The 25,354-nt window shown below is 50.8% G+C and carries 18 protein-coding genes; 5 read left to right on the top strand and 13 right to left on the bottom strand.

From position 1 onward, the window contains the following. Positions 1-2: 2 nt before the first annotated feature. Together AC566Q_RS22005 and AC566Q_RS22000 are read right to left on the bottom strand one after the other, a co-directional pair. Positions 3-839 (bottom strand): SDR family oxidoreductase, encoded by an 837-nt coding sequence (locus AC566Q_RS22005; protein ID WP_499610950.1) that lies wholly within the window; start codon positions 837-839, stop codon positions 3-5. Positions 840-893: 54 nt separating this feature from the next. Next, positions 894-1,697: a YggN family protein gene (locus tag AC566Q_RS22000; protein ID WP_499610946.1), complete on the bottom strand. Its 804-nt coding sequence runs from the start codon at positions 1,695-1,697 to the stop codon at positions 894-896. A gap of 258 nt (positions 1,698-1,955) precedes the next feature. Between AC566Q_RS22000 and AC566Q_RS21995 the strand changes: the two genes are divergently transcribed. Continuing rightward, positions 1,956-2,147, top strand: a complete 192-nt coding sequence (locus AC566Q_RS21995) for a hypothetical protein (RefSeq protein WP_105932886.1) — start codon at positions 1,956-1,958, stop codon at positions 2,145-2,147. 58 nt (positions 2,148-2,205) lie between these two features. Here AC566Q_RS21995 and AC566Q_RS21990 read toward each other — a convergent pair whose 3' ends face one another. The 3 genes from AC566Q_RS21990 to yihG (AC566Q_RS21980) are packed head-to-tail and all read right to left on the bottom strand — an operon-like array spanning position 2,206 to position 5,313. Beyond that, on the bottom strand, positions 2,206-3,510 hold the full coding sequence (locus AC566Q_RS21990) for a mechanosensitive ion channel family protein (protein ID WP_499610944.1): 1,305 nt from the start codon (positions 3,508-3,510) through the stop codon (positions 2,206-2,208). Beyond that, positions 3,511-4,407 carry a 1-acylglycerol-3-phosphate O-acyltransferase, YihG family gene (gene yihG, locus AC566Q_RS21985; RefSeq protein ID WP_499610941.1) on the bottom strand — a complete coding sequence of 299 codons (897 nt, stop codon included), beginning with the start codon at positions 4,405-4,407 and terminating at the stop codon, positions 3,511-3,513. A 3-nt stretch (positions 4,408-4,410) separates the two neighbouring features. Further along, positions 4,411-5,313 (bottom strand): 1-acylglycerol-3-phosphate O-acyltransferase, YihG family, encoded by a 903-nt coding sequence (gene yihG / locus AC566Q_RS21980; RefSeq protein WP_499610938.1) that lies wholly within the window; start codon positions 5,311-5,313, stop codon positions 4,411-4,413. A 281-nt stretch (positions 5,314-5,594) separates the two neighbouring features. Here yihG (AC566Q_RS21980) and AC566Q_RS21975 point away from each other — a divergent pair, with 281 nt between their 5' ends. Beyond that, complete coding sequence (locus AC566Q_RS21975) at positions 5,595-8,324, top strand: glycoside hydrolase family 3 C-terminal domain-containing protein (protein WP_499610930.1); 2,730 nt, start codon at positions 5,595-5,597, stop codon at positions 8,322-8,324. Between the two features lie 9 nt (positions 8,325-8,333). Beyond that, entirely contained in the window at positions 8,334-9,455 is a 1,122-nt protein-coding gene (locus tag AC566Q_RS21970) for an endo-1,4-beta-xylanase (RefSeq protein WP_240621805.1), read from the top strand. Here AC566Q_RS21970 and AC566Q_RS21965 read toward each other — a convergent pair whose 3' ends face one another. From AC566Q_RS21965 to xylB, 8 genes are all read right to left on the bottom strand, one after another. Further along, entirely contained in the window at positions 9,456-10,118 is a 663-nt protein-coding gene (locus AC566Q_RS21965) for a DUF6445 family protein (protein WP_499610927.1), read from the bottom strand. It lies immediately after the preceding gene. After that, a complete protein-coding gene (locus AC566Q_RS21960) occupies positions 10,111-11,616 on the bottom strand; it encodes a tryptophan halogenase family protein (protein ID WP_499610924.1) in 1,506 nt (501 codons plus the stop codon). Before AC566Q_RS21960 ends, AC566Q_RS21965 begins: the two co-directional genes overlap by 8 nt. 68 nt (positions 11,617-11,684) lie before the next feature. Then, positions 11,685-14,270 (bottom strand): TonB-dependent receptor, encoded by a 2,586-nt coding sequence (locus AC566Q_RS21955; protein ID WP_499617588.1) that lies wholly within the window; start codon positions 14,268-14,270, stop codon positions 11,685-11,687. Next, on the bottom strand, positions 14,228-15,016 hold the full coding sequence (locus AC566Q_RS21950) for a TonB-dependent receptor plug domain-containing protein (RefSeq protein ID WP_499610920.1): 789 nt from the start codon (positions 15,014-15,016) through the stop codon (positions 14,228-14,230). Before AC566Q_RS21950 ends, AC566Q_RS21955 begins: the two co-directional genes overlap by 43 nt. A gap of 323 nt (positions 15,017-15,339) precedes the next feature. Beyond that, positions 15,340-17,061, bottom strand: a complete 1,722-nt coding sequence (locus AC566Q_RS21945; RefSeq protein WP_499610916.1) for a glycoside hydrolase family 9 protein — start codon at positions 17,059-17,061, stop codon at positions 15,340-15,342. Between the two features lie 24 nt (positions 17,062-17,085). Further along, positions 17,086-19,014, bottom strand: a complete 1,929-nt coding sequence (locus tag AC566Q_RS21940) for a sialate O-acetylesterase (protein WP_499610913.1) — start codon at positions 19,012-19,014, stop codon at positions 17,086-17,088. Positions 19,015-19,081: 67 nt separating this feature from the next. Further along, positions 19,082-20,401, bottom strand: a complete 1,320-nt coding sequence (gene xylA, locus AC566Q_RS21935; RefSeq protein WP_499610911.1) for a xylose isomerase — start codon at positions 20,399-20,401, stop codon at positions 19,082-19,084. 110 nt (positions 20,402-20,511) lie between these two features. Further along, entirely contained in the window at positions 20,512-21,969 is a 1,458-nt protein-coding gene (xylB, locus tag AC566Q_RS21930) for a xylulokinase (RefSeq protein WP_499610909.1), read from the bottom strand. 231 nt (positions 21,970-22,200) lie between these two features. On the opposite strand from xylB, the gene AC566Q_RS21925 reads away from it, so the two are divergent. Further along, positions 22,201-23,403 carry a XylR family transcriptional regulator gene (locus tag AC566Q_RS21925; protein ID WP_499610907.1) on the top strand — a complete coding sequence of 401 codons (1,203 nt, stop codon included), beginning with the start codon at positions 22,201-22,203 and terminating at the stop codon, positions 23,401-23,403. Between the two features lie 251 nt (positions 23,404-23,654). Further along, the gene (locus tag AC566Q_RS21920; RefSeq protein WP_105932872.1) at positions 23,655-25,343 is read left to right on the top strand and encodes a glycoside hydrolase family 43 protein; all 1,689 of its coding nucleotides are present in this window, start codon (positions 23,655-23,657) and stop codon (positions 25,341-25,343) included. The last annotated feature ends 11 nt before the right edge of the window (positions 25,344-25,354 follow it).

The raw sequence follows: 25,354 nt of genomic DNA, 5'->3' as shown, positions 1-25,354 counted from the left end.
CATCAGGCCGGCTGCATTGTCCACGGTGTGGGATAATTAAGCGTTATCCCCAGGCTGGTAAGAGTGGCATCGGGATTAATTTTTTTGCCCGACGGCACGCTTGCACTGGTTAATTGGTCACTAAACTCAACGGCTGGTAACCCCAGCCGTTTTGCCATCTGCGGATAATAGTCACCGCGCATAGGGTGTTCATCGCTGCATAAATGCCAAAGCTTGTTGGCGGGCTTTTGCGCTAAGAGCGCTTCAATCACCTTTACCACATCATCAACATGTACCAGATTTACTACCTGAGTGGCGCCGCTGAGTGTTCGGCCTGCCAGGCTCTTTACCGGGTGGCGGTCGGGTCCGGTTAAACCGGCCAGGCGCAATATGTAAGCCGAGTCCGGCGCGGTGTTTCGGAGCCATTGCTCAATCTCAACGTGGGCTTCGCCAGAGGCGGTGTTTGGGGCTGGCGCGGTATCAGTGGTGACATCGCCATCCTGATCGCCATAAACCGATGTGGTACTGATAAAAATAAGCTGCTTAGGTGGTGCCTGGCTGTATAACGCCGAAATCAGTTGCTGCATGGCTGAGGTAAACTGGCTTAAATCGGTGTTGCGTCTGCCCGGCGGAATATTAAGAATAAAGGTGCTGTCGGGGGCTTCCGCGAGCAGGTCCTGAGGATTATCACCCAGCGAATAAGGGATGGATTGAATACCTTGTTGGCTCAACGCCCGGGCTTTGTCTTCACTGCGGGTAGTTCCGTAGATAGTCATCTGAGAACGAAAGTGGCTGGCGAGATAGCCTCCCAGCCAGCCACAACCACAAAGTATCAATTTATTTTCTTGTTGAGATGTCATTTATGCTACCGGTGTTTGTTTTGCTAAAGCTTAACACTATCGGTAGCGATTTCATTATTGTTTCAGCGGTGATTGACCGGTGGTTTCCAGTAAATCCAGACCAGATAATCCGGCGATATTCTTCTGCATGCGTGATTCGGCATAGTCGGCTTTAGCCAGCACGGTGCATAATGCTTCAGCTTTGCTTTCCAGCGCATCCGCTTCACCTTCTACGCGTTGCTCAATCATTTCGCCAAAGTTTTCCATGCGGTTAGCAAAGGCGTCCATGTCGCCGTCTTCAAACAGCATCTGACGACCAATCGCCATTAACAGGTGACCGGTAGAACGCTCTACCAGCGACTCAATTTTGTCATCAAACTCTTCGCTCCAGGCGGCATCTGTCCAGTCGCCGTCAAGGCCTGTGCTGTCGAATTTGTACGTACCGTCGGCAGCGTAAAAACGCTCATCAATCTCGTTCGACAGGTCGGTAAACAGCGTATCAAAATCTTCGCTGAGGTCATTATCTGTTCCCAGCAGTTCGGTGAATACTTCGGTAATGGCGAAGCTGGCAATTTTGATACCGTCACGGGCAATTTCAACTGTCATGGGGATAGCGGTTTCAATACTGCTGTAATAATCAGACACCCAGCGTTGTTCGTCGTTATCCAGATTGACTGCCTGGTTATCTACATATAGCTGGTGACTTGGCGTGATCAGAACCTTTTCGCCACTTTCGGTGGTAATGGTCAAATCGCCATGGTCAAAGGTTACCGAGCCGTGCAGTTCCATATTACATTGATTATCGACTTCAACGTGTGCCAGTGTAGGTTGGGCAATAAAAGCAGTGGTTAAAATCAATGATGCAGCAACAGTTTTCATGGTTATCCTCAATTTGCTTTTAAACAATACGAAGGTCGTATCGCAAATCACAGGCCAATCTGTTAAATTTATATAAAACAAAGGCTTATATTTTTATTGGTTTTATATCTACACATTTATTGCTTATTGTTTTGGAAGTAACACTAATTATTAGCGTATTTGACCATGTTCATTATTCAGTGGAATATTGATTTTGCGCATGTTCATTTTTATTTCCTTAGTGCATAATACGCGCAGAATTTTTATAGGGTAAAGATTATGAGTGACTGGATTGATGCAATTTTATTTGGTGTTGCGTTAGTAGCGTTTACTTTAGGCATGAGCAGCATCGTCATGGGCTTTATGTCTGGCAAAGAGGGCAGCGAAGCCCTGCATGAGCGTATTGAGATGGGATATCTGGGCGTTAGCGGCCTGGTGATCAGCCTGTTGATGCTCTACGTAATCGGCTAATTAACGGCTCACCGATTTTCGGTAAACAAAAAGCGCTCATTTGAGCGCTTTTTTTGTGTCAGTCTTTTATGGCCTCAGTTGCCTCATCTGACTGGCTTTGTGGTGCAGGGCCCGAAAGTGCCGCTAAATGGCTATCGCGTTGGTAGGCTCTTAGGTCGAACAGTGGCAGCATGGCCATAATGTGGTCGAAAATGTCAGCCTGTACCTTCTCGTAGGCTACCCAGGACTTATCCCGGCAAAAGCAATACACTTCTAAGGGCAATCCTAACTCATTAGGCGGCAACTGCCGTACCATCAGCGTCATGTCCTGATTAATCTTGGGGTGTTTGGTTAAATAAGCTTCCAGATAGGCGCGAAAAGTACCGATATTGGTTAATGCGCGGCGATTTAGTAAGTCGCCTTCATCAATGGAATTATCTTTATGGTAGCGCTGTAATTCATCAATTTTGCTTTTGATGTAATCGGCAATAAAGCGAATTTTGGCTACTTTTTGCAGGCTTTTCTCGTCATACAGGCAGATAGAATGGATATCAATATACACGGCGCGCTTGATGCGTCGTCCGCCTGATTCCTGCATACCGCGCCAGTTTTTAATCGCTTCATTGGTTAGTGAGTAGGTAGGGATAGTGGAAATCGTATTATCCCAATTTCTCACCTTTACGTTGGTTAATCCGAGCTCGATGATCTCGCCGTCAACGCCAAATTTATCGACCTGGATCCAGTCGCCATTGGTAAACAATCGGTTGGCTGTTATCTGAATACCGGCCACAAAACCCAGAATGGTGTCGCGGAATATCAGTAACAATACAGCGGCAATAGCCGTTAAGCCGGATAGCAACAACAGCGGGCTGCGCTCTACAATCAGCGATACGCTGAGCAACATCAGCACAATAAACAGCACCAGCTTGGCCACTTGCACAAAGCCGGTAATCGAGGCTTGCGCAGCAAAAGGGGTGGAGTTATACCAGTCTTCAAACGTATTAAGCAATGCGCTGACAGACAGCGCCGCTACGGTCATCAGATACAGCAGAGAGCATTTCAGCAGAACGGTATACAGCAGGCTGTCTGTGGTTAACAGTACATGGGTACAGGCAAAGATAGTCAGTGCCGGAGTCAGGTGAATTAATCGTTTGAAAAAACCGTGGCTGTGTAGTGCGTCATCCCAGTGAGTTTTGCTTTTCAGGATCCAGCGGGTAACGACCGAATTCAGTGCGATTCTGCTAATTAACAGGCCGGTGATCGCCAGCACAAATATCAGCAATAACGAAAAGCTGTTATACAGCGAGCCGTTTAGTACGATATCGGTGTCAAGCTGCCTGAGCAGCTCAACGAAGTTTTCACGAAGCGTTTCCGCTGTGACCATTTAGTTACCCTTTTTTAATCCAATAATGTTGCGGTCTTTGTCCTGCCAAAGGGTATTCACCCACTGCTGGAAACCAGCTTTAAACTGTTCATCCGTATAATAATCGCCAATGGCTTCGGCCGGAATGTCAACTACATTGACATCTACAACGATTCGTCGCATTTGACCACTTAACATGGCCAGCATCGGATGCTTAGGATTATCCGGATACAGTAGCGAGATATCCAGAATATTGGTGAACAACTCGCCCATGGTTGCCAGGGTGAAAGCAATACCGCCGGCCTTAGGCGGCAACAGGTGCTGGTAGGGGCTTTTTTTACTGGCATGCTTGGCCGGGGTAAATCGGGTTCCTTCCACAAAGTTGATGACGGTAGTGGGTTTATGGCGAAACTTCTGGCAGTAGCGTTTGGTGGTTTCGATATCGGCGCCCTGTTTGTGCGGGTATTTTTTCAGGTAGGCGGCCGAATAGCGTTTCATAAACGGCATTTCCAGCGCCCAGGCGGCCAGGCCAACAAAAGGTAGCCAGATAAGCTCCTGTTTCAGGAAGAACTTAGGTGCTGGGATCCGAAAGGCCGAGAATTCGATGAGCAGGACAATGTCCAGATAGCTCAGGTGGTTGGCAACTATCAGATACCAGTTTTCTTTACTTAGCTCACCCTGCACCCGGTAATCAAGGATGACCGGGTTAAACAGCCGGATCAGCGCTAAGCTGCATTTACCAAAACACAGCATAAAGAAGTTCATCAGCGGTGCCAGCGCTCGCTGCACTGCGCCAATGGGCAATAAAAAGCGCAGCAAGCCAAACACAATAACCAGGCCGCCCCACAGGGCAAGGTTGGCCAGTTGTAACGGCAAATGGATTGCAAATATCAGTGGGGCCAGGACTACTCTAAGCATTGCTTACACCGTCTTCCAGTTTTCCAGGCGTTGGTCTTTTGCCTGCCACTGTTGATTGAGCCATTGCTGAAAACGGGCCCGTTGTTCGGGGTTTTCAAAATAGTCCATCACCTTTATATCTTCAGGAAACAGGTCTTTCAGCGGTTTTACGTCTACATGCAATTTTATCTTACTGACTGAACCGTTAATAAAATCCCAGAAGGATGGCGTACCGGCGGGGTAAAAAATAGTGACATCAATTAAATGATGAAGCTGACCGCCCATGGCGTTAAGAACAAAAGCAATGCCTCCGGCCTTGGGTTTTAACAGGTGCTTAAAAGGCGAGACCTGACGGGCATGCTTTTCTTTAGTGAAGCGTGTGCCTTCGACAAAATTCATAATGCTGGTGGGTTTGTACTGAAATTTTTCGCAAGCCTTTTTGGTCGTTTCCATGTCTTTACCTTTTAAGTGCGGGTTTTTGGCCAGGAATGACTTGCTGTAGCGGCGCATAAAAGGAAAGTCCAGCGCCCACCAGGCCAGACCTAAAAAGGGGACCCAGATCAGTTGCTGCTTAAGGAAAAACTTCAAAAACGGGACTTCGCGGTTAAATACTCGCTGAAGTAATAAAATATCAACCCAGGACTGGTGATTGGCAATTACCAGGTACCAGTCATTCCGGGCCAGCCCTTCCAGCCCTGAGACTTCCAGCGTAGTGCGACTGAACAGCCGTTGATTAAAGTTATTAACGCTTATCCAACCTACAGCGCAGGCATCCAGAAGATAAGTCATAAAGGTCCGCCAGGGTTTAAGCGGAACCAAAAGCTTTAATACCGCCAGGGTTAATACCAATGGCACCCAGAACAGCGTATTGAGCCCGTAAAGTAGCGCCGACAGCGCGCCGTTAAGGCTATGTAATAGGGTTTTCACTACAGTCGTCTTACCAGTTGCAAAATTGGCCACAGTTTAACGTAAACCAGGCTTAAAACCGATACTTAATCGAGTTAAGTTGAGATAAAAGTATATTCAAAGGGGGCTTTCATTGTTACGACTGAAACGCGCGGTGCCTGCCAGTCAAAGGAACATGAATGAAGTAAGATTCAACGATAAGTCTAGCGTTTTTTAACTTTTTGTTTACGTTTTGCCGTCCTTCGATTGTGCCTGATACACCTTCAGGTATGGTGCCTTTAATTCAATTGTTGAGGCATCTGATGAAACTACCCATCCACAAAAAAAGCAATATCGACCTGCTGGCCAAATGTCGGCTGGCAACCTGGCTGACGCTGGCGCTTACCCTCACTGCTTGTAACGAAAGCAATAACGCAGTGATCAATAGCGAGAGTAATGACTTACAAACTGAGCAGGTTCTGCCGTATCAGGATACGTCGTTGCCGATGAGTCAAAGGGTCGATGATTTGGTGGGCAGAATGTCGTTGACAGAAAAAGTGGCTCAAATGTACAACGATGCACCGGCCATCGAGCGGCTGAATGTACCCGCCTACGACTATTGGAATGAGGCCCTGCATGGTGTAGCCAGGGCGGGTGAGGCAACGGTGTTTCCCCAGGCTATCGGCATGGCTGCAATGTGGGACCGGGAGTTGTTAAATGAGATTGCCACGGTCATCTCTGACGAAGGCCGCGCTAAGCACCATGCCTTCAAGGAACGCGGGTTGAGTTATCGCTATACCGGATTAACTTACTGGTCGCCAAATATTAATATTTTCCGCGATCCGCGCTGGGGGCGAGGCCAGGAAACTTATGGAGAGGATCCTTACCTGACCGGCGAGCTGGGTGTTGCGTTCATCAGTGGTTTACAGGGTGATGATGACACCTATTTAAAAACCGCTGCCACCGCCAAGCACTTTGCTGTGCACAACGGGCCGGAAGTCTCACGCCATTCTGATGACTATGTGGTATCGGATAAAGACTTGTTTGAAACCTACTTACCGGCTTTTGAAAAGGCGGTAGTGGATGCCGATGTTGAGGCGGTTATGTGTGCCTACAACCGGGTCAACGGCGCCCCGGCCTGCGGCTCCGATCCGTTGTTAAAGGAAATCCTGCGCGGTAGTTACCAGTTTGATGGTCACGTAATGTCTGACTGTGGTGCAATTGCCGATTTTTACGATCCTAAAGCCCACAATGTAACGCGCTCACCAGCAGCTGCGGCAGCCTGGGCAGTAAAAAGTGGTACCGATCTGAATTGTGGCACCGGACGCCTAAGCAGTTATGCCAACCTTACCTTTGCCGTACAAAAGGGTTTTATTGAGGAGTCGTTGATAGATCAGGCTGTAGGCCGCCTGATGATGACCCGCTTTAAACTGGGCATGTTCGACCCCGATAGTAGCGTCCCCTTTGCTGATATTCCGCTGGAGGTAGTGGGGAATGAAGAGCATCTGGCCCTCACGCAAAAAGCGTCTGAACGCTCCCTGGTAATGCTCAAAAACAATGGCGTACTACCACTTCAACCGGGAGTTAAGGTGGCAGTGATTGGGCCCAACGCAGACAATCAGGATGTGCTGCTGGGTAATTACAATGGTCTGCCGGTTAATCCGGTTACCGTGCTTCAGGGCATTAAAAATTACACGGGCAATGAAGCCGTGCCTTATGCGCCAGGCAGTGCCCTGATTGATGACATTTACGGCCACTGGCAAATCCTCGATGATTCGGTGTTGTTTCACCACGATGAATCAGGTGAATTAAGCCCCGGCGTGAAGGTGGAATACTATGCTGTAGCACGTGAAGCTATCACCGATTTCTCTTCATTAAGGGTGCCAGCCAGGCAAACCGGTAGCGCAGTGCACTCTGAGGTACTGAATAAATTGCAAATGCGTCCCCTGCGCTCGCCGGTTAGCGGTAAGTGGCTGGATGACTTTGCTTTGGTGGCACGTGGCCAGCTTGTGCCGCAGGAGTCCGGCAGTTACCGATTCGACGGGCCGGGTGAAGTAACGCTTAACGGTGAGGTGGTAAATGGTGCGGTGGAGCTGAAAGCAAAGCAAAGCTACGACTTTAAGGTCAGTCATAAGGTGGTATCCAATCCGGTTAGCAATACCGCCGGCGGCCTGCGGGCAGAATGGCAACTGCGCTGGGTGAATGAGAGCAAAGCGCTGCAGGAAGAAGCCCTGGCAAAAGCGGCCGCAGCCGATGTGGTGGTAATGGCGGTGGGGATTTCTCCCCGTATAGAGGGGGAAGAAATGCCGGTTAAGCTGGAAGGCTTTAACTATGGCGATCGCACCAGCATTGCCTTACCCGCAGAGCAACAGGCACTGATCAAAGCGGTAGAAAAACTGGGTAAACCGGTGGTACTGGTTAACTTCAGTGGTAGTGCCATGGCGCTCAACTGGGAGCAGCAAAATGTGGATGCGATCATTCAGGCATTCTATCCGGGGGAAGCCACCGGTACTGCTTTGGCGCGAATTCTGTGGGGTGAAGTGAACCCTTCGGGTCGCCTGCCGGTTACCTTCTACAAGAATCTTGATGGCTTTGCGCCGCTCGATGATTACGCCATGGCGAACCGTACCTATCGTTACTTCGAAGGCGATGTGCTCTATGCTTTCGGTTATGGCCTTGGTTACAGCGCTATGCAATATAGCAACTTACAAGCCCCGGCATCGCTGGTTTCTGGAGAAGATTTAACGCTGCAGGTAACGCTTAATAACCTGGGGGAGCAGGCTGCCAGTCAGGTGACTCAGGTTTATGTGAGTATGCCGGATGCACCGGTAAATACACCTAAACTTAGTCTTAAGGGCTTTACCCGTACGGAGGTTGGCGCAGGTGAAACGCAGACGGTTTCACTCACGCTGAGTGCAGACGAGTTGGTATACATTAACGATCGAGGGCAAAAAGTCCCTTATACCGGAACACTCGATGTGTACATGGGAGATGGTCAGCCAGGCTTTGGTAAGCCGGAGAAAGTTGCCCACACCCGTATTGAGTTGCAGTAAAGGAGCCTGATGATGTTGAGTCGTCTGACCGCTGCGTTACTAGTCCCCTGTCTGTTAACTGGCTGCGCTGCCAATCCGGGCAATAGCCTGGCGAATGCTTATGAAGGAAAATTTTTGGTTGGCACGGCGGTGAAGTCGGGCACACTGAAGTCACCATTGCCAGCTAAAAACACGCCGGAATGTCGCGATTTTAATGCTTTTACTGCTGAAAATGCGATGAAATGGCAGCATATTCAACCAGAGCCGGGCGTTTTTTCCTTTGCCATGGCTGATCAGTTAATTCGCATTGCTGAACACTGTAACGGCAAGGTTATTGGTCACACATTGGTCTGGCATCAGCAAACTCCCGACTGGGTGTTTACCGACGATGCTGGCGAAGAAGTGAGCCGGGAAGTGTTACTCGCCCGCATGAAAGCGCACATATACACGCTGGTGGGTCGGTACAAGGGGCAGGTAGCAGGTTGGGATGTTGTCAATGAAGCACTCAATGACGATGGCTCGTTGCGGGACACACCCTGGCGGCGCATCATCGGCGACGACTACATTGAATACGCCTTTAAATATGCCAGGCAGGCCGATCCCTCCGCCGAGCTGTACTACAACGATTACAACCTGTACAAGCCGCAAAAAGTGGCGGGGGCCGTCCGGCTGGTTAAACAATTGGCCAGCAAAGGCATTAAAGTACATGCCGTGGGCATGCAGGGCCACTATTCGTTGTTCTATCCGGCCATCAGTGATGTTGAGCAAAGCATTACAGCGCTGATTAACGCCGGTACAAATGTAGCCATTACCGAACTGGACGTTACCGTATTACCCCTACCGGAAAATGCCCATACCGGCGCGGATATTACCCAGAGTTTTACCGCGCATCCGGTTTATGACCCTTATGTTGACGGCTTACCCGAGAAGCAGCAACAAGATCTGGCTGGCAAATATGAATCGTTGTTTGCTCTGTTTCTTAAGCATGCCGGGCATATCAGCCGCGTTACCTTGTGGGGCATTACCGACGGTGACTCCTGGCGCAATAACTGGCCTATTCGCGGGCGCACGGATTACCCACTGCTGCTGGACCGCGAGGGCGAGCACAAAGCGGCTTATCACGCCGTGGCTGAGCTGGTTACGCCGGAGTAACTAGCGTAAAAAGGCGGTAACGGTAAAGCGAGCGGTGTACGGGTTTAAATCCGCAATAAACCGCTTCGCGATATCCCCAGAGTGAAGCAGCGCACAGGGGTAAATCACAGCCCGGTTAAACTCACAGGACACCTGCAATACCCGTTCAAATAATGGCGTATCACCGTTTATATAGCCGCGTTCAGCGGGATAAGTTTTCAGGTGTTGCGCCAAATTTTGTTGATAAGCCTGAAGACCAGGCCGGGTGATTGCCACCTGTGCGGTAGGTTTGTAACGGTAAAAGCTGGTTCCGCCAAACGCCGGTGAACACAGGTAATGAACGACAGCGTACTCATTGAGCAGCGGCCGGTCAAAGTGGGGGATAGATTGCTCAAGGGTTAACTCGTCAGCTGCACGGGTTACCATGGCAAAGTAGGCTTCACCATCACTTACCCTTGCAGTGAACTTTTCGTGCTGAAAAGCCCGGTTTATGGTGGCTATGGCGTATTTCAGATAGCCGGGCGGTACTGGCGCCCTCAGACCCGGGTACACCGGCGATTCACTGGGTGGCTGTTGCGGGGCCACCGCGTAATCGATTAATTTGTCTGGCGCAGGCATAAAGTCGTCGATCACCAGCACCTGATGATTACTGCCGGGGACCGGCAGCATCCTGATATTAGTCACGGTTTGCGGCACAGGTTTTAGCAATAAACTCGGCGTGGCCGGGCATGTAATCCACGGATTTTCTCACCACTCGCTGGATCCCTTCCAGGCGCCGGGCCAGTTCCTCCTCCGGAAAAATGTCGGCCAGCGCGTGATATCCCTCGGGGCGCAGGCCCTGGCCGTACATCACCTCAAACCAGCTCAGATCATTAAACAACTCGTTATTAAAACGGCTGATGCGGCCGTTAGCCTTAAAGTGGTCGATTTTTTCCTGCAAGGTGTCGGGGATAGGCATATGTTTACAGTAACGCCAGAACTCTGTGTCCTCTCGCTCGGTAACATGATAGTGCAGGATCAGAAAATCGCGGATACGGGTAAATTCAAAGTCCATCTCTGCGTTGTACTGGTCAATATCACTCTGGCACGGTTGCTGAAACGGAAAGTAGCTAAAGAATTTGGAAATCGCTACCTGCACCAGATGCAGGCTGGTGGACTCCAGTGGCTCCATAAAGCCGCCGGATAAGCCTACTGCCAGACAGTTCTTGTGCCAGAACTTATTTCGTTTACCGGTGACAAATCGAATTTGTCGCGGGTCGGCCAGCAGGTCGCCCTCGATGTTTAATCGCAGGGTGTTTTCTGCTTCCTCGTCGGTCATAAATTCACTGCAATAAACGTGGCCGTTACCTACTCTGTGTTGCAACGGAATACGCCACTGCCAACCGGCTTGCTGAGCGGCAGCCCGGGTAAATGGCCAGGGCGTTTCGGTGAGCGATGATGGCGCTGTGACGGCGCGATCGCAGGGTAGCCAATGACGCCAGTCTTCATAACCGGTTTTCAGGGTTTGCTCGATTAGCAGAGCGCGAAAGCCGGAGCAGTCGATAAAGAAGTCGGCATCATGTTCGTTACCGTTTTCCAGAATCAGTGACTGCATAGAGCCGTCCGGGTGCTGACGGACTTCAGTGACTTTACCTTCCGTACGCTGCACGCCATGGCTTTCGGCCACCTCTCGCAGAAATTTAGCATACAGGCCGGCATCGAAATGAAACGCATAGGCGATGTTTGAAAGCGGCGAGTTGCCCGCTTCAAAGGGGCGCATAAAACGCTTTTCGTTGCAGGCCAACGACGATAGCGTGTATTCATCCAGTGGCGCGGCTTTACCTTGCTGGCGCATTTTGAGCCAGTACTGATAAAAGTGCACACCTTCCATATTTTTGCCCACCTCACCAAACGCGTGGTAGTAGCTATGGCCTGGCTTGCGCCAGTTCTGAAATTGGATCCCCAGTTTAAAAGTGCCCTGGGTGCGTTTTAAAAAGGTATCTTCATCCAGCCCGATTAAGTCGTTGAACAACTGGATTTGCGGGATAGTCGCTTCGCCAACCCCCACGGTACCAATTTCTTCTGACTCAATGACCTGAATGTCACAGGGGTGTTTACTTAAAATTTTGCCTAGTGCGGCAGCCGTCATCCAGCCAGCGGAACCGCCACCCAGAATGATGATTTTTTTTAATTGTGTTTGCATGTTTACCCCTGAAACAAAAAAATCAGGCCCTTAGCCAGGGCCTGATCCATTACGCCGTGCACGTGTGATTAAAAGTTTGCTCTAATTACAAATGCCAGACGGCGGTCTGATTTAAACCACGAGCGGCCTGCTTCCTGTCCTTCGTTATTTAATACCATAATGGTTTCAGACTGCGAATTGGTCAGGTTGGTGCCTTGAATACCCACCGTAACATTCTCGTTCCAGTTGTAGAATATGGAGCCGTCTAACTGACCAATATCGTTATAAAACAGCGGTGCCTTGGAGATGACGTCACGGGTAGTAAGCAGGTAACGTGAACGCCAGTTATACGCCAGTCGTGCACTCCAGCCATTCTTCTCATACATGGCCACAATATTGGCAGTATGTTTTGACTGACCTTGTAGCGGCACATTATCCAGATTTACGCGAATACCAGTGTCGGTAAAATCATCGCCTAACCAGCTTTCATCTTCTACATCTACTTCGTTATTGGGCACGCCGGACGCATTGATATAAGTGTAGGTAGCCTGCACACCCAGCCCATCCCATGGCGCCGGAAGCATGTCGTAGAATTGTTGATAGGCAATTTCAACGCCGTCCATTTTGCCTTTACCGCCATTGGTGGTGGAGTTGACAAGCGCCGACTGCACCTGACCGGTGGTGGGGTTGGTGTACTCCTGCACCGCTGCGCCCTGAATGAAGTAGTTTTTCAGGTCTTTATGGAAATAGGTCACACTCAACTGACCAACCTCAGCAAAATACCATTCCAGTGCAAGATCGTACTGGGTAGATTCCATCGGTTTTAAGAACGGGTTACCGCCAGAGCCGGTCCAGGCTGGCACATAGGCCGACTGGATCAGATTCTCACCTGGCTCTGGTGGATTCTCCGGATCAGGATTACTGATTGGACGGATAGCCTGGATAGACTCAGTACCCAGCGTGGCACGGTTACGGATATCCGACATATCAGGTAGCGCAACGGCTTTTGAGAACGCGAAGCGGGTAATGAGATCATCGGCGACTTCGATTTTCAGGTTAAAGCTGGGTAGCAGCATATCAAAGTCGGTTTCGGCAGACAGGCGTTCTTCAGCATCATTACCAAAATTACGCTCGGCATTAGACAGGTAGTTGCGTTGATCGCCAATCCAGCGGTTTTCTTCGGCCTCGAGAGCTTCCTCAAGGTCGGCATAATTGCCTGCATTAATCTGTTCATTGAGCCAGTTGGTAACAATTTCAGCGGTTAGCGGAGCACCCTGTAAAGCCTCAGGTGGCATGAAGTCCGGCACTAAATCCGGAAAGGTCACTGCACCATCGGCCTGACGGTCGAGTTGTACATAGCGCAAGCCAATGTTACCGCTATAGCGCAGATCGCCTGTGCCTTCAAAGTTTACCCGCAGGTAAATTGCTTTATTCTCCTCGGTGGTCAGATTGACCTCGCCGGGGGTAAAGATACCGTACTTATCATCGACACCGGGACGGTCCGGGTAGGGCTCCCATGTGCCTCCGCCCGTCATATAGGGACGAGCGCCAGCGATAATCGACCGCACATAAGCTTCGGTAGCATGAATAGTTTGATTGCCCGGGATATCGGCGATGCCACCCCCATGAAAATCAGACCAGTCGACCAGTTCAAAATTACTTGCATCGACCGGAATGGTGTCTAGCCAGCCGGCAGGTGCGGCACTGCTGAACTCTGGACCTAATGCACCCCAGTTGTAGCTGGTAGAGCGTACGGTCTGTTCACGTTTAGCATAGCGTACACCTGATTGTACCGAAGTGAAAATACCGTCACTGTCGAGGTGATACGTAGCATCCAGTCTGGTCGCAAAAGAATCACCCTCGGAACGTTCCCAGTGATCCATGGCACTACGCAGGAAATAAGACGTGGGATCCTGGAAGTAATTGCTATCGCCGGCCGGGTCGCCGGTGAAGCCCGGATAGTTACCTTCGGCATAAACGTCCGGGTTTGCATCCCGGTAACCGAAGTAGGGCTCGATCAGGGTCATGGTAGGTGTGCTGCCTGTTACGTCATAGGCCTGACCGGCAAACGCCGCAGTATGTAACACCACATCGTCGTCGCGGGTTTTGGCCTTAATATATTGAACATCGGCTTCCAATTCCAGCGCATCAGTGGCCATCCACTCAAGGTTAAAAGACAGATCCTCAACCAGGGTATCGGTTTGCTTAACACGCGAATCAAATTGATAGGGGTAGCCAAACTGTGGGCGACCGCCGCTTTCCCAGGAGCGAATAACCCGATCGTTGTTACCATCAGCGGCGCGCCAGCCGTCTGCGCCCTGTACCATGGTGCCGGAGCCAAACAGGCCATCGTCATCGAACTCAAACTCGGTGCCTTCCAGCGCCCGGGTACGGCGGTTATCCAGGCTATAATAACCGCCCTGATATTTAACCGCCTGCTCATGCCACGACAGTGACGCATCAGAGCGAATGTACTGCATGGTCGCCAACAGGGTTTCATCTTCATTTTCCCATTGAAGAGTACTGGCAAAGCCTTCCCGTTTGCGGTCGTCAAATTTCTTAAGCAGGTTCGACGCGTTAGGGATCCACACTGTGCCGTTGTTGTCGGCGCCGGTAAAGGCTTCCGCCCCCGCTATATCGCGTGCGTAGGTCTGCACGTAGGCATCAGACTGAATACCATGTGACTCACCGTAAAGTTGTGAATTAGCGTAGTTAACCAGAAAGCCAATCTCGCCTTTTCAGCAAGATCGATGCGATCGCTGTAGAGCCCGGAAAATGTGGGGCTGCCTTTTTCGGCTACATCGCCATAGGAGTAATCGCCACCAAAGGCAATAACCCGGCCCTCTGAATCAAAGGGTTTGCGGGTGCGCAGACTCACGGTACCACCGATGCCGCCTTCAATCATGTCGGCGGTCTGGTTTTTGTAAATATCCACACCGCCCATCAACTCAGGCGATACATCCTGAAAAGAAAGGCCCCGACCACTATTAGCCGTAAAAGAGTCACGCCCGTTAAATTCACTTCGTGTCTGGGTCATGCCACGAATAATGGCGCCACTGCCTTCAACGCTAAAGTGGTCTGGGTCGTCGGGGCCTGCAAAGCGTTCAATGGATACTCCGGGTAACCGCTGAATGGCTTCAAGAACACTGCGGTCGGGCAGTGTGCCGATGTCATCGGCGGTAATGGCATCCACTACCGTATCGGAATAACGTTTAAGGTTCTGTGCATTTAGGAGATTGCCGCGGATCCCCTTAACTTCAATTTTTTCTACGACTTCTTCTTCGCTGGATACCGTGTTTTCCTGATCGTCCTGTTCCTGGGCGTTTGCGCCATGCAAAGCAGAAAGGATCGTTAGTGCAACGAGGGATTTATTAAAGGTTGTAGCGTATCGGTTATTTCTGTGTGCCCGAATCCTAGCCATTTTTACTTCTCCGCTGGAATAGTATGGAGTTATTGTTATCCATTTACTTGGCTTTGAAGCTGACCGGCTGGTAACCTCTATTTTGAAAGCCAACTATGGTGGGAGCATACTCGTTGAAGCCGGCATAACTATCAATGGGATGTTAAAATATCACAAACTAGAAACCATATACCGCAACATTTAATTAACAAAAAGTTGTAAGAATGATGGCTAATAGTCTGAATTTATGAGATTAATTCGCCTTATTTGAATTGTTATATTACAAGTCTGATGGGAGTGTGGGGCAACAAATGGTTTACATTTGTTACCCCACACCTACATACTTATTTTGTTAGGGTGATCATTGCTGCCAGCGAATATACCAATGGGGCATTCCAGTTGATCGTGACTTCGTTAGTAGAGTAGCTACACCAGTTGTCTTTGTATGAAGTGGCCGGCAACGAGGTACTGTACTGGCAGTTATCCTGTTGGCCGTTTTGAGCGCCGCCCACTAAAAAGCCCGGTACGGGTTCGGCTATACCGTCGGCGTGGGATTGGCGATGGTGGATAAAGCGTGGCGATGTTTCACCAAACCCGGTGACATAGCTGTAGCCCACCGGGTTTTTACCCAGTACATAGTCCACCAAGCCAGTGAAGGCATGACGGTAGTCGACGTTATTGCTAAGCCGGAAGGCGCTGGCTAAAACCATTGCGTGATTCATGGCAACGCCGTTACTACCCCACACAAAATCGTTGGCGGTCATGGCTGTTCTGAACGGTGATGCCTGGCTGGTTTTTACCAGTGCGTCAGCGTAGTCCAGAAAGCGCGTCTTTAACGCCTGGTAGCGCTCGGCGGGAAGAGCGTTTTGCCCTTGCTCAGAGAGTAATGACAGATAGGCTAATCCCATAGTATCAGACCAGCCCGGGGTGGCAGGGGAGCCCAGGTAATTTTCTGCCTCACTGAGATAGTCCTGCTCGCCGGTGGTAACAAACAGCTCACTGGCGGCCCAGGCAAATTCATCGCTAAACGATGAGTCGCCGTATTCCCCGGTTTTTACGTTTTGTGCATTCTTATAGGCCATTTGCGGGTTTTCTAATGCCCATTGCCAGGCTTTTTTCGCTGCAGCCAGAAAATTGCTTTGCCGTTGCGGGTACACTCTGGCGGCTGTTGCCATCACCGCTGCAAAATTGAGCGACGCGGCAGTGCCCTTGGCCACCACATAACGCTGCTCTGTGGCCTGTGCCGGCATTACCGCCGGGGCAAAGTTTAACGTGGTGAGCTTATGATAAACGCCGCCGTCGCTGTCCTGCATGGTTAGCATCCAGTCCAGGTTCCAGTTGATTTCATCGAGTAAATCGGGCTGGTTGTTGGTGGACTCCGGGATATTCCAGCGTCGCTGCGCATAAAAAGCCGGGAAGTCGAGGTATGCCCGCATCAGGGTGTAGGTCGATATGCCGGAATTAACAATGTATTTATTGTAATCACCAGCGTCGTACCAGCCTTTGGGGCTTGCCAGGCTAACCTGCGGCTGGTTGAGGTTAAGCACATAGGTGTCCGGGTGGCCGGCTTTGCGGTGCCATTTACCGGCAAAGGCCGGGTCCAGCGCCATGCCGGCACGATTGTAATAGTACGCTTTAATCGCCGCATCATGCAGGGCGCTCACACGTTGGACAGAAATTCTGAACGTGGTGTAGTCGTTGTCGCCAAGAGACAGCCGGTAAAGGCCGGGAGCAGTAATACTGCTCACGTCTGCTATAGCCACGGTTTGATCTGCCAGTGGCCAGTAGTCCGGTGAACTGGTGGTGCCTTCCAGCACGGTCTTACCGCTGGCAGTATGGGTTACCCGATAAGCAAGCATCTGGGAAGTTCTTACCACGATATGCTTTTGCTGCTGGGGCAAAAAGCCAACCTGATTGGCATAGAATTCAACGGGCTGCGCTTGGCTATCTGGGGTTGCTGAGCTGGCAGTGCTGCTTGTGCTGTTAACGCCCGAACAGGCTCCTATGGCGAAAACCAGTGATAAAGACATCGCCAGCTTGCTAAATGATAGTAGTTTAGTGCTCATATTTACTCCGGCCTGAAACAAAGATTAATCAGCATTGGTTGCGCTGGTGACGGCCATACTGAAAGCCGCTGCGGGAAGCCCGGTACTACTGAACAAACCGGGTTCGGGGTTATCAGCCCAGCCATAACGAACGTGAACCGGTTGACTGACCTTAGCGCTGGATAGAATCACCTTGTCGTTGCTAATGCGTACGTCAGCCCAGTAGTACTGGTTATCAGCGCCGGCAATAGCAAAGCTCTGCGTTAAGGGGGATGCTTCAGTCAGGCCCTCGCCGGTATGGCTAAAGTGCACAATGACTTTGTCGTCCTGTCGCTCTGCTGTAGTCGGCACCGGGCCCTGATAAGCAATGTCCTGGCCGTAGGCGATGTTGCGGGCAGCCAGTGCAAGCCTTTCTCCTGCAGTAGCCTTATTGACCGGATGGATGTCGTTCCACTCTCCCACATCCAGGGTGACCACAGAAGCGGTGTTATCAAGCGTTCCAACCTGGCGTTGCTGGTCTCGCAGAACTGCCCAGTTGCTTTCAACCGGCTGAGCCCGGCGAGCCATAAAATTGGTTAGCTGAACAATAATGAAAGGCATGTCCGGCTGTTGCCACTGACCACGCCAGTGCTTAATCATTGCGGTTAGCTTGTCGGCGTAGTCATTGGGCGCGCCGCTGTTCGACTCACCCTGATACCACAGGGCCCCGGTAAGCGGGAAGTGGGTCGCTGGCGCTATCATTGCATTGTAGAGCCCCATGGGTTGCCAGCGGATAAACGTCGAACCTTTCAGGCGGGGCATTTCGGCGGCAATCTTGTAATGCCATTCGCCTGCCAGTGGATAACGCGCCTTGTCGGTGCCTAAAAAGTAAGCCTTGTCCTGCACAAATCCTGTTGAACCACCGCCGGAGGTAATGCGAATGGCGATAACATTTTCGCCTTTTTTAAGCATGTCCGGCGTAACATTGTAGCGCCGTGGAGGGTACTGATAACCTGTGCCGCCAACTTCATGGCCGTTGATATACGCCGTGTCGGCGTCAACAATGCGTCCTAATCGGAGTGTGACAGGCTCCGCGGGAACTTCGTCCAGGTGAATTGTTTTTCTGAGCCACCAAACACCAATAAAGCCTTCGCCGTTAGTTGGCAGATTGCCGGGCAGGGTGATTGATTGCCAGTCGCTGTCGTCGAGGCTCGGGTCATACCAGGTGGGGTTAGACTGTAAGCCTTTATCGGACTGATGGAGTTTTGCATACCAGGCATCTGAGCGGGCTTTATCCTCTTTGCGGGTTTGCTCGTCTACTGCCGGATCGGCAAAGCGTTCACCGGCGGCAATTTTAGCCGGATAGGGGCTAAGAATGTCTTTGTGCATCCAGGCCTCAATCGGCGAGCCACCCAGCGACGCATTAACAATGCCTATGGGCACATTCTGATCAAGGTGGATCTGGCGGGCAAAGTAGTAAGCTACGGCTGACAGATGGCGAATGTTTTGCTGCGTGGCACTGCGCCACTGACCGTCACTGTAATCGCTGTTCTGGCCATCGAAACGGTAGATATCGGGCACCGCGAATTCGCGGATCAGCGGAAAATCTGCTTCGGCTACATCGAGCGGATAGGCCTCTTCAACACGGGCCATGGTCAGCTCCATGTTTGACTGCCCAGAGGTTAGCCACACATCACCAAAGTGCAAGTCATTAACGGTAAGGGTGTCGTTGCTTTTGATAATAAGCTGATGGGGGCCGCCGGCGGGTTGGGCTGGTAACTCAAAGCGCCATTTGCCGTTGCTTGCGCTGGTTTCACCCAGCAGTTCGCCGTCAAACAAGATTTGAACCGGTGCTTTTGAATCTGTGGTGCCGGTTAACAGAACAGGCTTATTGCGTTGTAACACCGCGTTGTCTGAAATAAGCCGGTGTAATGTGGTGGCTGCCCCTGCACATTGGGCGATAAGACAGGTACATAGCAAAAGTAACCGAATCAAATTATGTCTCCTTCAGAAACAAAAAAAGTGCAGAGGTTGTCTGCACTTTTTAAGTAAAAATAACGACTTAGCGGAAGATAACCTGGTTAACCTGGTTTTCCAGCAGTTCCTGACTGCCAGATACCTGTCTTGGGTTAAGCTGCTGCTCAGTGGTTAAGCCGGCCAGTGACTCCAGAGAGAAAGCACCGTTGAGGATTTTCTCGCCCAGCTCGCCGTTCCAGCCCGCGTAACGCTTGGCTTTCGCATCGGCAATAAAGTCGTTTTCAAGCATTGCGGCGGCTTTTTTCAGACCCAGAGCACAGGTTTCCATACCACCAATATGGCCGTGGAACAGATCGGCCGCATCAATACTCTGACGGCGTAACTTGGTGTCGAAGTTAAAGCCACCTGAGGTGTAACCGCCGTTTTTGAGAATTTCGTAACAGATCAGCGTCATTTCTTCCACGCTGTTAGGGAACTGGTCAGTATCCCAGCCTAACTGTGCGTCACCGCGGTTGGCATCAATGGATCCGAACACACCCAGTGCAAATGCCGTGGCAATTTCGTGGTGGAAGGAATGGCCGGATAAAGTTGCATGGTTGGCTTCGATATTGACCGCGAACTCCTTTTCCAGGCCGAATTCTTTCAGGAAGCCATAAACGGTTGCCGTATCGTAATCGTACTGGTGTTTAGTTGGCTCCTGAGGTTTTGGCTCTATCAGCAGCAAACCGTCAAAACCAATTTTGTGTTTATGCTCCACCACCATATTCATAAAGCGGCCAAGCTGAGCACGCTCACGCTTGAGATCGGTATTGAGCAGTGTTTCGTAACCCTCACGGCCACCCCACAGCACATAGTTAGCACCGCCAAGGGTTTTAGTGGCGTTCATGGCGTGAAATACCTGAGTTGCTGCGCGGGCAAAGATTTCCGGATCCGGATTGGTCGCTGCGCCTGACATATAACGCGGGTGACTGAAGACGTTAGCAGTGCCCCATAACAGTTTCATGCCGGTGGCTTCCTGCTTGGCCGCCAGTACTTCAGTCATTTCACTGAAATTACGAATATAATCGTTAACGCTGTCACCCTCTGGTGCTACGTCAATGTCGTGAAAGCAATAGTAAGGTGCGCCGAGTTTGCTAAAAAACTCAAAGGCGACATCTGCTTTTTGTTTTGCTCGCTCCATGGCATCGCCTGGCTGCAACCAGGGACGGTCGAAGGTATTACCGCCAAACACGTCGGCGCCGTCCCAGCAGAAGTTGTGCCAGTAGCAGGAAGCAAAGCGTAAATGCTCTTCCATGGTTTTACCTAACACCACTTCTTTGGGGTTATAGTGTTTAAATGCCAGTGGGTTAGTGGACTCGGCACCTTCGTACTGAATTGGGCTGATGTCCTGGAAAAAATCCGCCATAGTTAACTCCTGAGTGGGCCGAATGGCCCGTTATAATGATGATTGCTAATACTGTGCAATCGGCGTGTATTCGACAATTATGTAAACTTCATCGACTTTTGTGTTTTTTGTTAAAATTGTGAATGAAGTGAAAAGTATAGCTCGCGGAACTGCTGGCGACGCTGAACGTAATAGTTTTTCAGGGCAGAGTCAGGCTCGTAGCTGGCAACCAGTTCCGGCACCGGACATATATCACTAACCGGTGTTTGTGGTGAAACGCCGAGCTGTGCCAGCCTTGCCGCTCCTAAAGCCGGTCCTACATCACCACCTTTGCGATAATTCATGGCAATGCCGCTGACATCGGCCAGTAACTGGCGCCAGTAAGTACTTTTAACCCCACCGCCAATCAGGCTTATCCCGTCAACCTGAATACCACAGCCGTGCACCGCATCGATACCGTCAGCCAACGCCATAGAGACGCCCTGCACAACAGCCTGGGCCATATGTGCCCGGGTGGTGGAAGCGGTTAATCCAAAAAAGCCGGCTTTGGCATTGGGATTGTTATGTGGTGTGCGTTCGCCGGTTAAATAAGGTAAAAAGAACGGCGTATTCGGATCATCCGGCCGGGTGTTGTTAACCACGTCGTCAAATAGTTCGGCAACGGAGCTATAGCCAGAGTTTTTGGCAAACCAGTCCAGGCAACTGGCCGCGCTCAACATTACCGACATCAGATGCCAGCGATGACCCACAGCATGACAAAAGCTGTGTACTGCTGATTCCGGGTCGCTGCGGTAGTCATTGGTCACCGCAAAATACACGCCGGAGGTGCCCAGCGACAACATTGCCTGGCCGGCATCAACAATGCCACAACCAACTGCACCGGCGGCGTTGTCGCCGGCGCCTGCCACTACCGGAACAGCATTCATGCCCCAACGACTGGCCGAGGCTGTGCTTAGATAGCCGGTGATCTCGTTACCTTCATAGAGCTTTGGCATGTGATTCTCACTTAAGCCACAGGCCATCAGCATGGATTTGCTCCAGCTACGTTCACCGGTGTTCAGCCAGCTGGTGCCGGCCGAATCTGACATGTCTGACGCAAACTCACCGGTGAGTTTATAGCGCAGGTAGTCTTTCGGTAGCAGAACTTTATCTACCTGATTAAAAGTGTCGGGCTCGTTTTCTTTCACCCACAATAATTTGGGAGCAGTAAAACCCGGCATCACCAGGTTACCAGTGATCACCCGTGCTTTTGCTACAGTGCTTTCCAGCGTTCGGCACTGGTCTTCACTGCGACCGTCATTCCACAGAATCGCCGGGCGTAATACCTGACCTGCTTTATCAAGCAGTGTGGCGCCGTGCATTTGTCCTGCAAGACCCAGCGCCTTAACAACCGATAAGTCGTTACGCTGCTTTAATTCATCCAGTGTGGCACAGGTTGCTGTCCACCAATCTTCTGGATTTTGTTCAGACCACAGCGGTTGCGGTATGGCTACCGTTAATGAAGCAGACGCTGAGTCCACCACCTGGCCGCTTTCATCGGTCAAAATGGTTTTGACACCGGATGTGCCAAGATCAATACCAATATACATAGTTACTCTCACCGGAAAGATTAGGCGCTTATGCTGATTGCGAAATCACTAAATCGCAATTACGAAAATTTGTTAGTTTTTTGTTAATTCGAACAAGGTGTATTAGTATGCTTCGAAACAACAAAAATCGTAAAAAAAGTTACTTAATTTAAACAAAGTGGTTAATTGCTAGACAGTTAAAGTCTGAAACATTAACCGCTATGGGCACAAGCGGCTAGCACGGGGCAGTTCATGTTTGAGAATAAACACAGTATTACGCTTTTATTTAACGCCAATAAAATTTACGACCGACGCATCATTGCCGGTGTTGGTGATTATCTGCAAACGTCAAAAGTTGACTGGGATTTGTACCTGGAAGAAGACTTTATGGCACGTCTTGATCATCTCGATGAATGGAGCGGTGATGGTATTATCGCCGATTATGATAACCCGGAAATTCAGGCGGCGCTGCATAAAGCCAAGGTGCCGGTGGTGGGCATCGGCGGCTCTTATGCTAATCCGGCCGATTACCCCGATGTACCTTATGTTGCAACCGATAACTACGCCCTCATCCAGGCTGCCTTTGAGCACCTCAGACAAAAAGGTATCCAGCGCTTTGCATTTTATGGTGCACCGGTGAATGAGCATCATCGCTGGGCCCAGGAACGTGAAAATGCGGTATTAGAGATCACCCGCTCTCAGGGCTATGAGTGTCATGTTTACCGCGGGCATCCGGTACGGCCTGAAACCTGGCAATACACAACCAAACGTCTGGCCGACTGGCTGAGAAGCTTGCCAACGCCGGTGGGGATCATTGCGGTTACCGACTCGCGAGCGCGTCATTTACTGCAGGTGTGCGACCATATTGGTATGCTCATCCCGGATAAAATGTCGGTTATCGGTATAGACGATGATGAACTGGCCCGTTATCTGAGCCGGGTTAGCCTGAGCTCAGTGCGTCAGGGTTGCTTTGAAATGGGGGTTCAGGCTGCTAAAACTCTGCACCGAATCCTGAAAGGCCATAATAAGCCGCGCAAGCCGGTGCTGATCCCTCCTGAATGTGTTGCAGAGCGTCAGTCTACCGATTTTAAAGCCATCAGCGATCCACATGTAATGCAGGCAATGCATTATATCCGGCAGAACGCCTGCCGTGGTATTAAGGTAGACCAGGTGCTCGACTACGTAGGGGTCTCCCGTTCAAACCTTGAACATCGTTTTAAAGAAGAACGTGGCCACAGTATTCACAATGAGATCCACAATGAAAAACTAAGCCGTGCCTGCAAGATGCTGGAGAATTCTGACGAAGCCACCTCACAGATTGCCAAGATCTGCGGTTATCCATCGTTGCAGTACATGTATGCGGTATTTAAAAAGCACTTTGACCAAACGCCCAAGGAGTACCGCGACGCACGGCGCGATAAGGAAGAACAGGACCTGTCACTCAAGGCATCCTGAATGTGATAGCTGGCGGCAGGTAAACAAAACTCAGCCTGCTTCCGGCCCCTATTTTGTCACTTTTTTATCTCTTAATCCCCTTAATTCATAAGGTTAGCTAAATAGCGACGGTCGCTTCACACGACTTCTGCTTGTTTACATTTACTTCACAAAAAACGCAAATCTGGTGAGATTTTTCATAACGCCTGCGCGTTGAAGCCTTGCGGGCTTTAACGTTAAATGCCAGTCACATTAGTACACAGAGAATGTTTATGAAGCAGCGTGTTATTTTATCTTTACTGACAGGCCTGTTGATGACCGGGTGTAACTCTGCCGGTTCTTCAGGGTCTGCACAGCAGGCAACGGCTAAGCCTGCAGCGATGTCTGCAGAAGTGACCTTTGACTGGTTTAAGTATGCAACGCCGAATAACCGCCCTGCGGCGCCAGCCGGCGAATATGCCAATCCGATTTTGCCGGGCTTCTATCCTGATCCGTCTATCACCAAAAAAGGTGACTATTATTACCTGACCACGTCTTCTTTCAGCTATACCCCGGGCTTACCCATTTTACGCAGTAAAAATCTGACCGACTGGGAGCTGGTGGGTTATGCCCTTGACCGTGAAGAGCAAATGGAATTCTCCGGCGCACGCATTTCAAGAGGGATCTTTGCGCCAACTATTCGCTACCATGACGGACTATTTTATATCATTACTACGTCGGTAGATAACGGCGGCAACTTCATTATCACTGCCAGCGATCCGGCCGGTCCCTGGTCTGAACCCATCTGGTTACCGGAAGTCGGAGGTATCGACCCGGACATTTTCTTTGATGACGATGGCCGTGTTTACATCACTCATAATGAAGCCCCTCCTGGCGAGCCTTTGTATAACGGCCACCGGGCTATCTGGATGTGGGAGTATGATCCCGCCGCTCAGAAAGTGTTAGCCGACAGCCGCAAACTGCTGGTAAATGGCGGTGTAGATATTAGTCAGGAGCCTATCTGGATTGAAGCGCCGCATATCTACAAAGTGAATGACTGGTATTATTTGTCCTGCGCGGAGGGGGGCACCGGGCCACAACACTCGCAGGTGGTATTCCGCACACGTTCTCTGGATGAGCCTTTTATTCCGTACGAAAACAATCCGATTCTGACCCAGCGGGATCTGAGCTGGCCGCGACCCAACCCGGTAGATACCGCAGGCCATGCCGACATGATTCAGACTGACACCGGCGAGTGGTGGGCCGTGTTTCTAGGCACCCGACCGTACGAGAATTACCTCTATAACACGGGGCGGGATACCTTTTTACTGCCCGTAGAGTGGCGTAATGAATGGCCGCATATTCTACCGGCAAAAACACCTATTCCGCCTACCAGCCCGCGCCCGACTGGAACCAGCAAGCAGCAGGGCACGGATTTTTACGATTGGGATGACCAGTTTGACGGCAATAGCCTGAGCGTGCGCTGGCAAACTCCGCGGGATTTTGACCGCCACTGGGTGAGTGTTGAAAACGGCGTGCTGACTATGTCGCCGTTGGAGAATGCCCTTTATAGCAAGGAAATGGTGAGCTATGTGGGCTCGCATCAGGCTGCCGCTTCGTTTGCGGCGACTACCGAAGTGACCATCGCCAACGCTTCATCAGCAGAGGCTGGTCTGGCGGCATTCCAAAGTGCCCGCTACCACTATTTTCTTGGCTTACGCGGTGAGCAGGGGCGCTATGAGGCGTTTGTTGAACAGGTAGTTGACGGCAAGGTAGCCACTGTTGCCCGTCTGCCCCTGACAACCCCGATGGGGGAGCCAGTAAAAGTAAAAATTCACGGCGAGGGAGCATTAATTGACTTTGCTGTTGAGCAGGATGGTGAGTGGCTGGCCGTGGGCGAATCGCAGGATGCTACCTGGCTAAGTACGCAAAAAGCGGGTGGCTTTGTTGGTACCACTATTGGCCCCCACGCCAGAAAATAATAAGAGGTAAA

Source organism: Alteromonas sp. H02, assembly GCF_059682525.1.
Note: the sequence above shows the minus strand (reverse complement) of the source record. Positions and strands in the feature narration are given on the sequence as shown.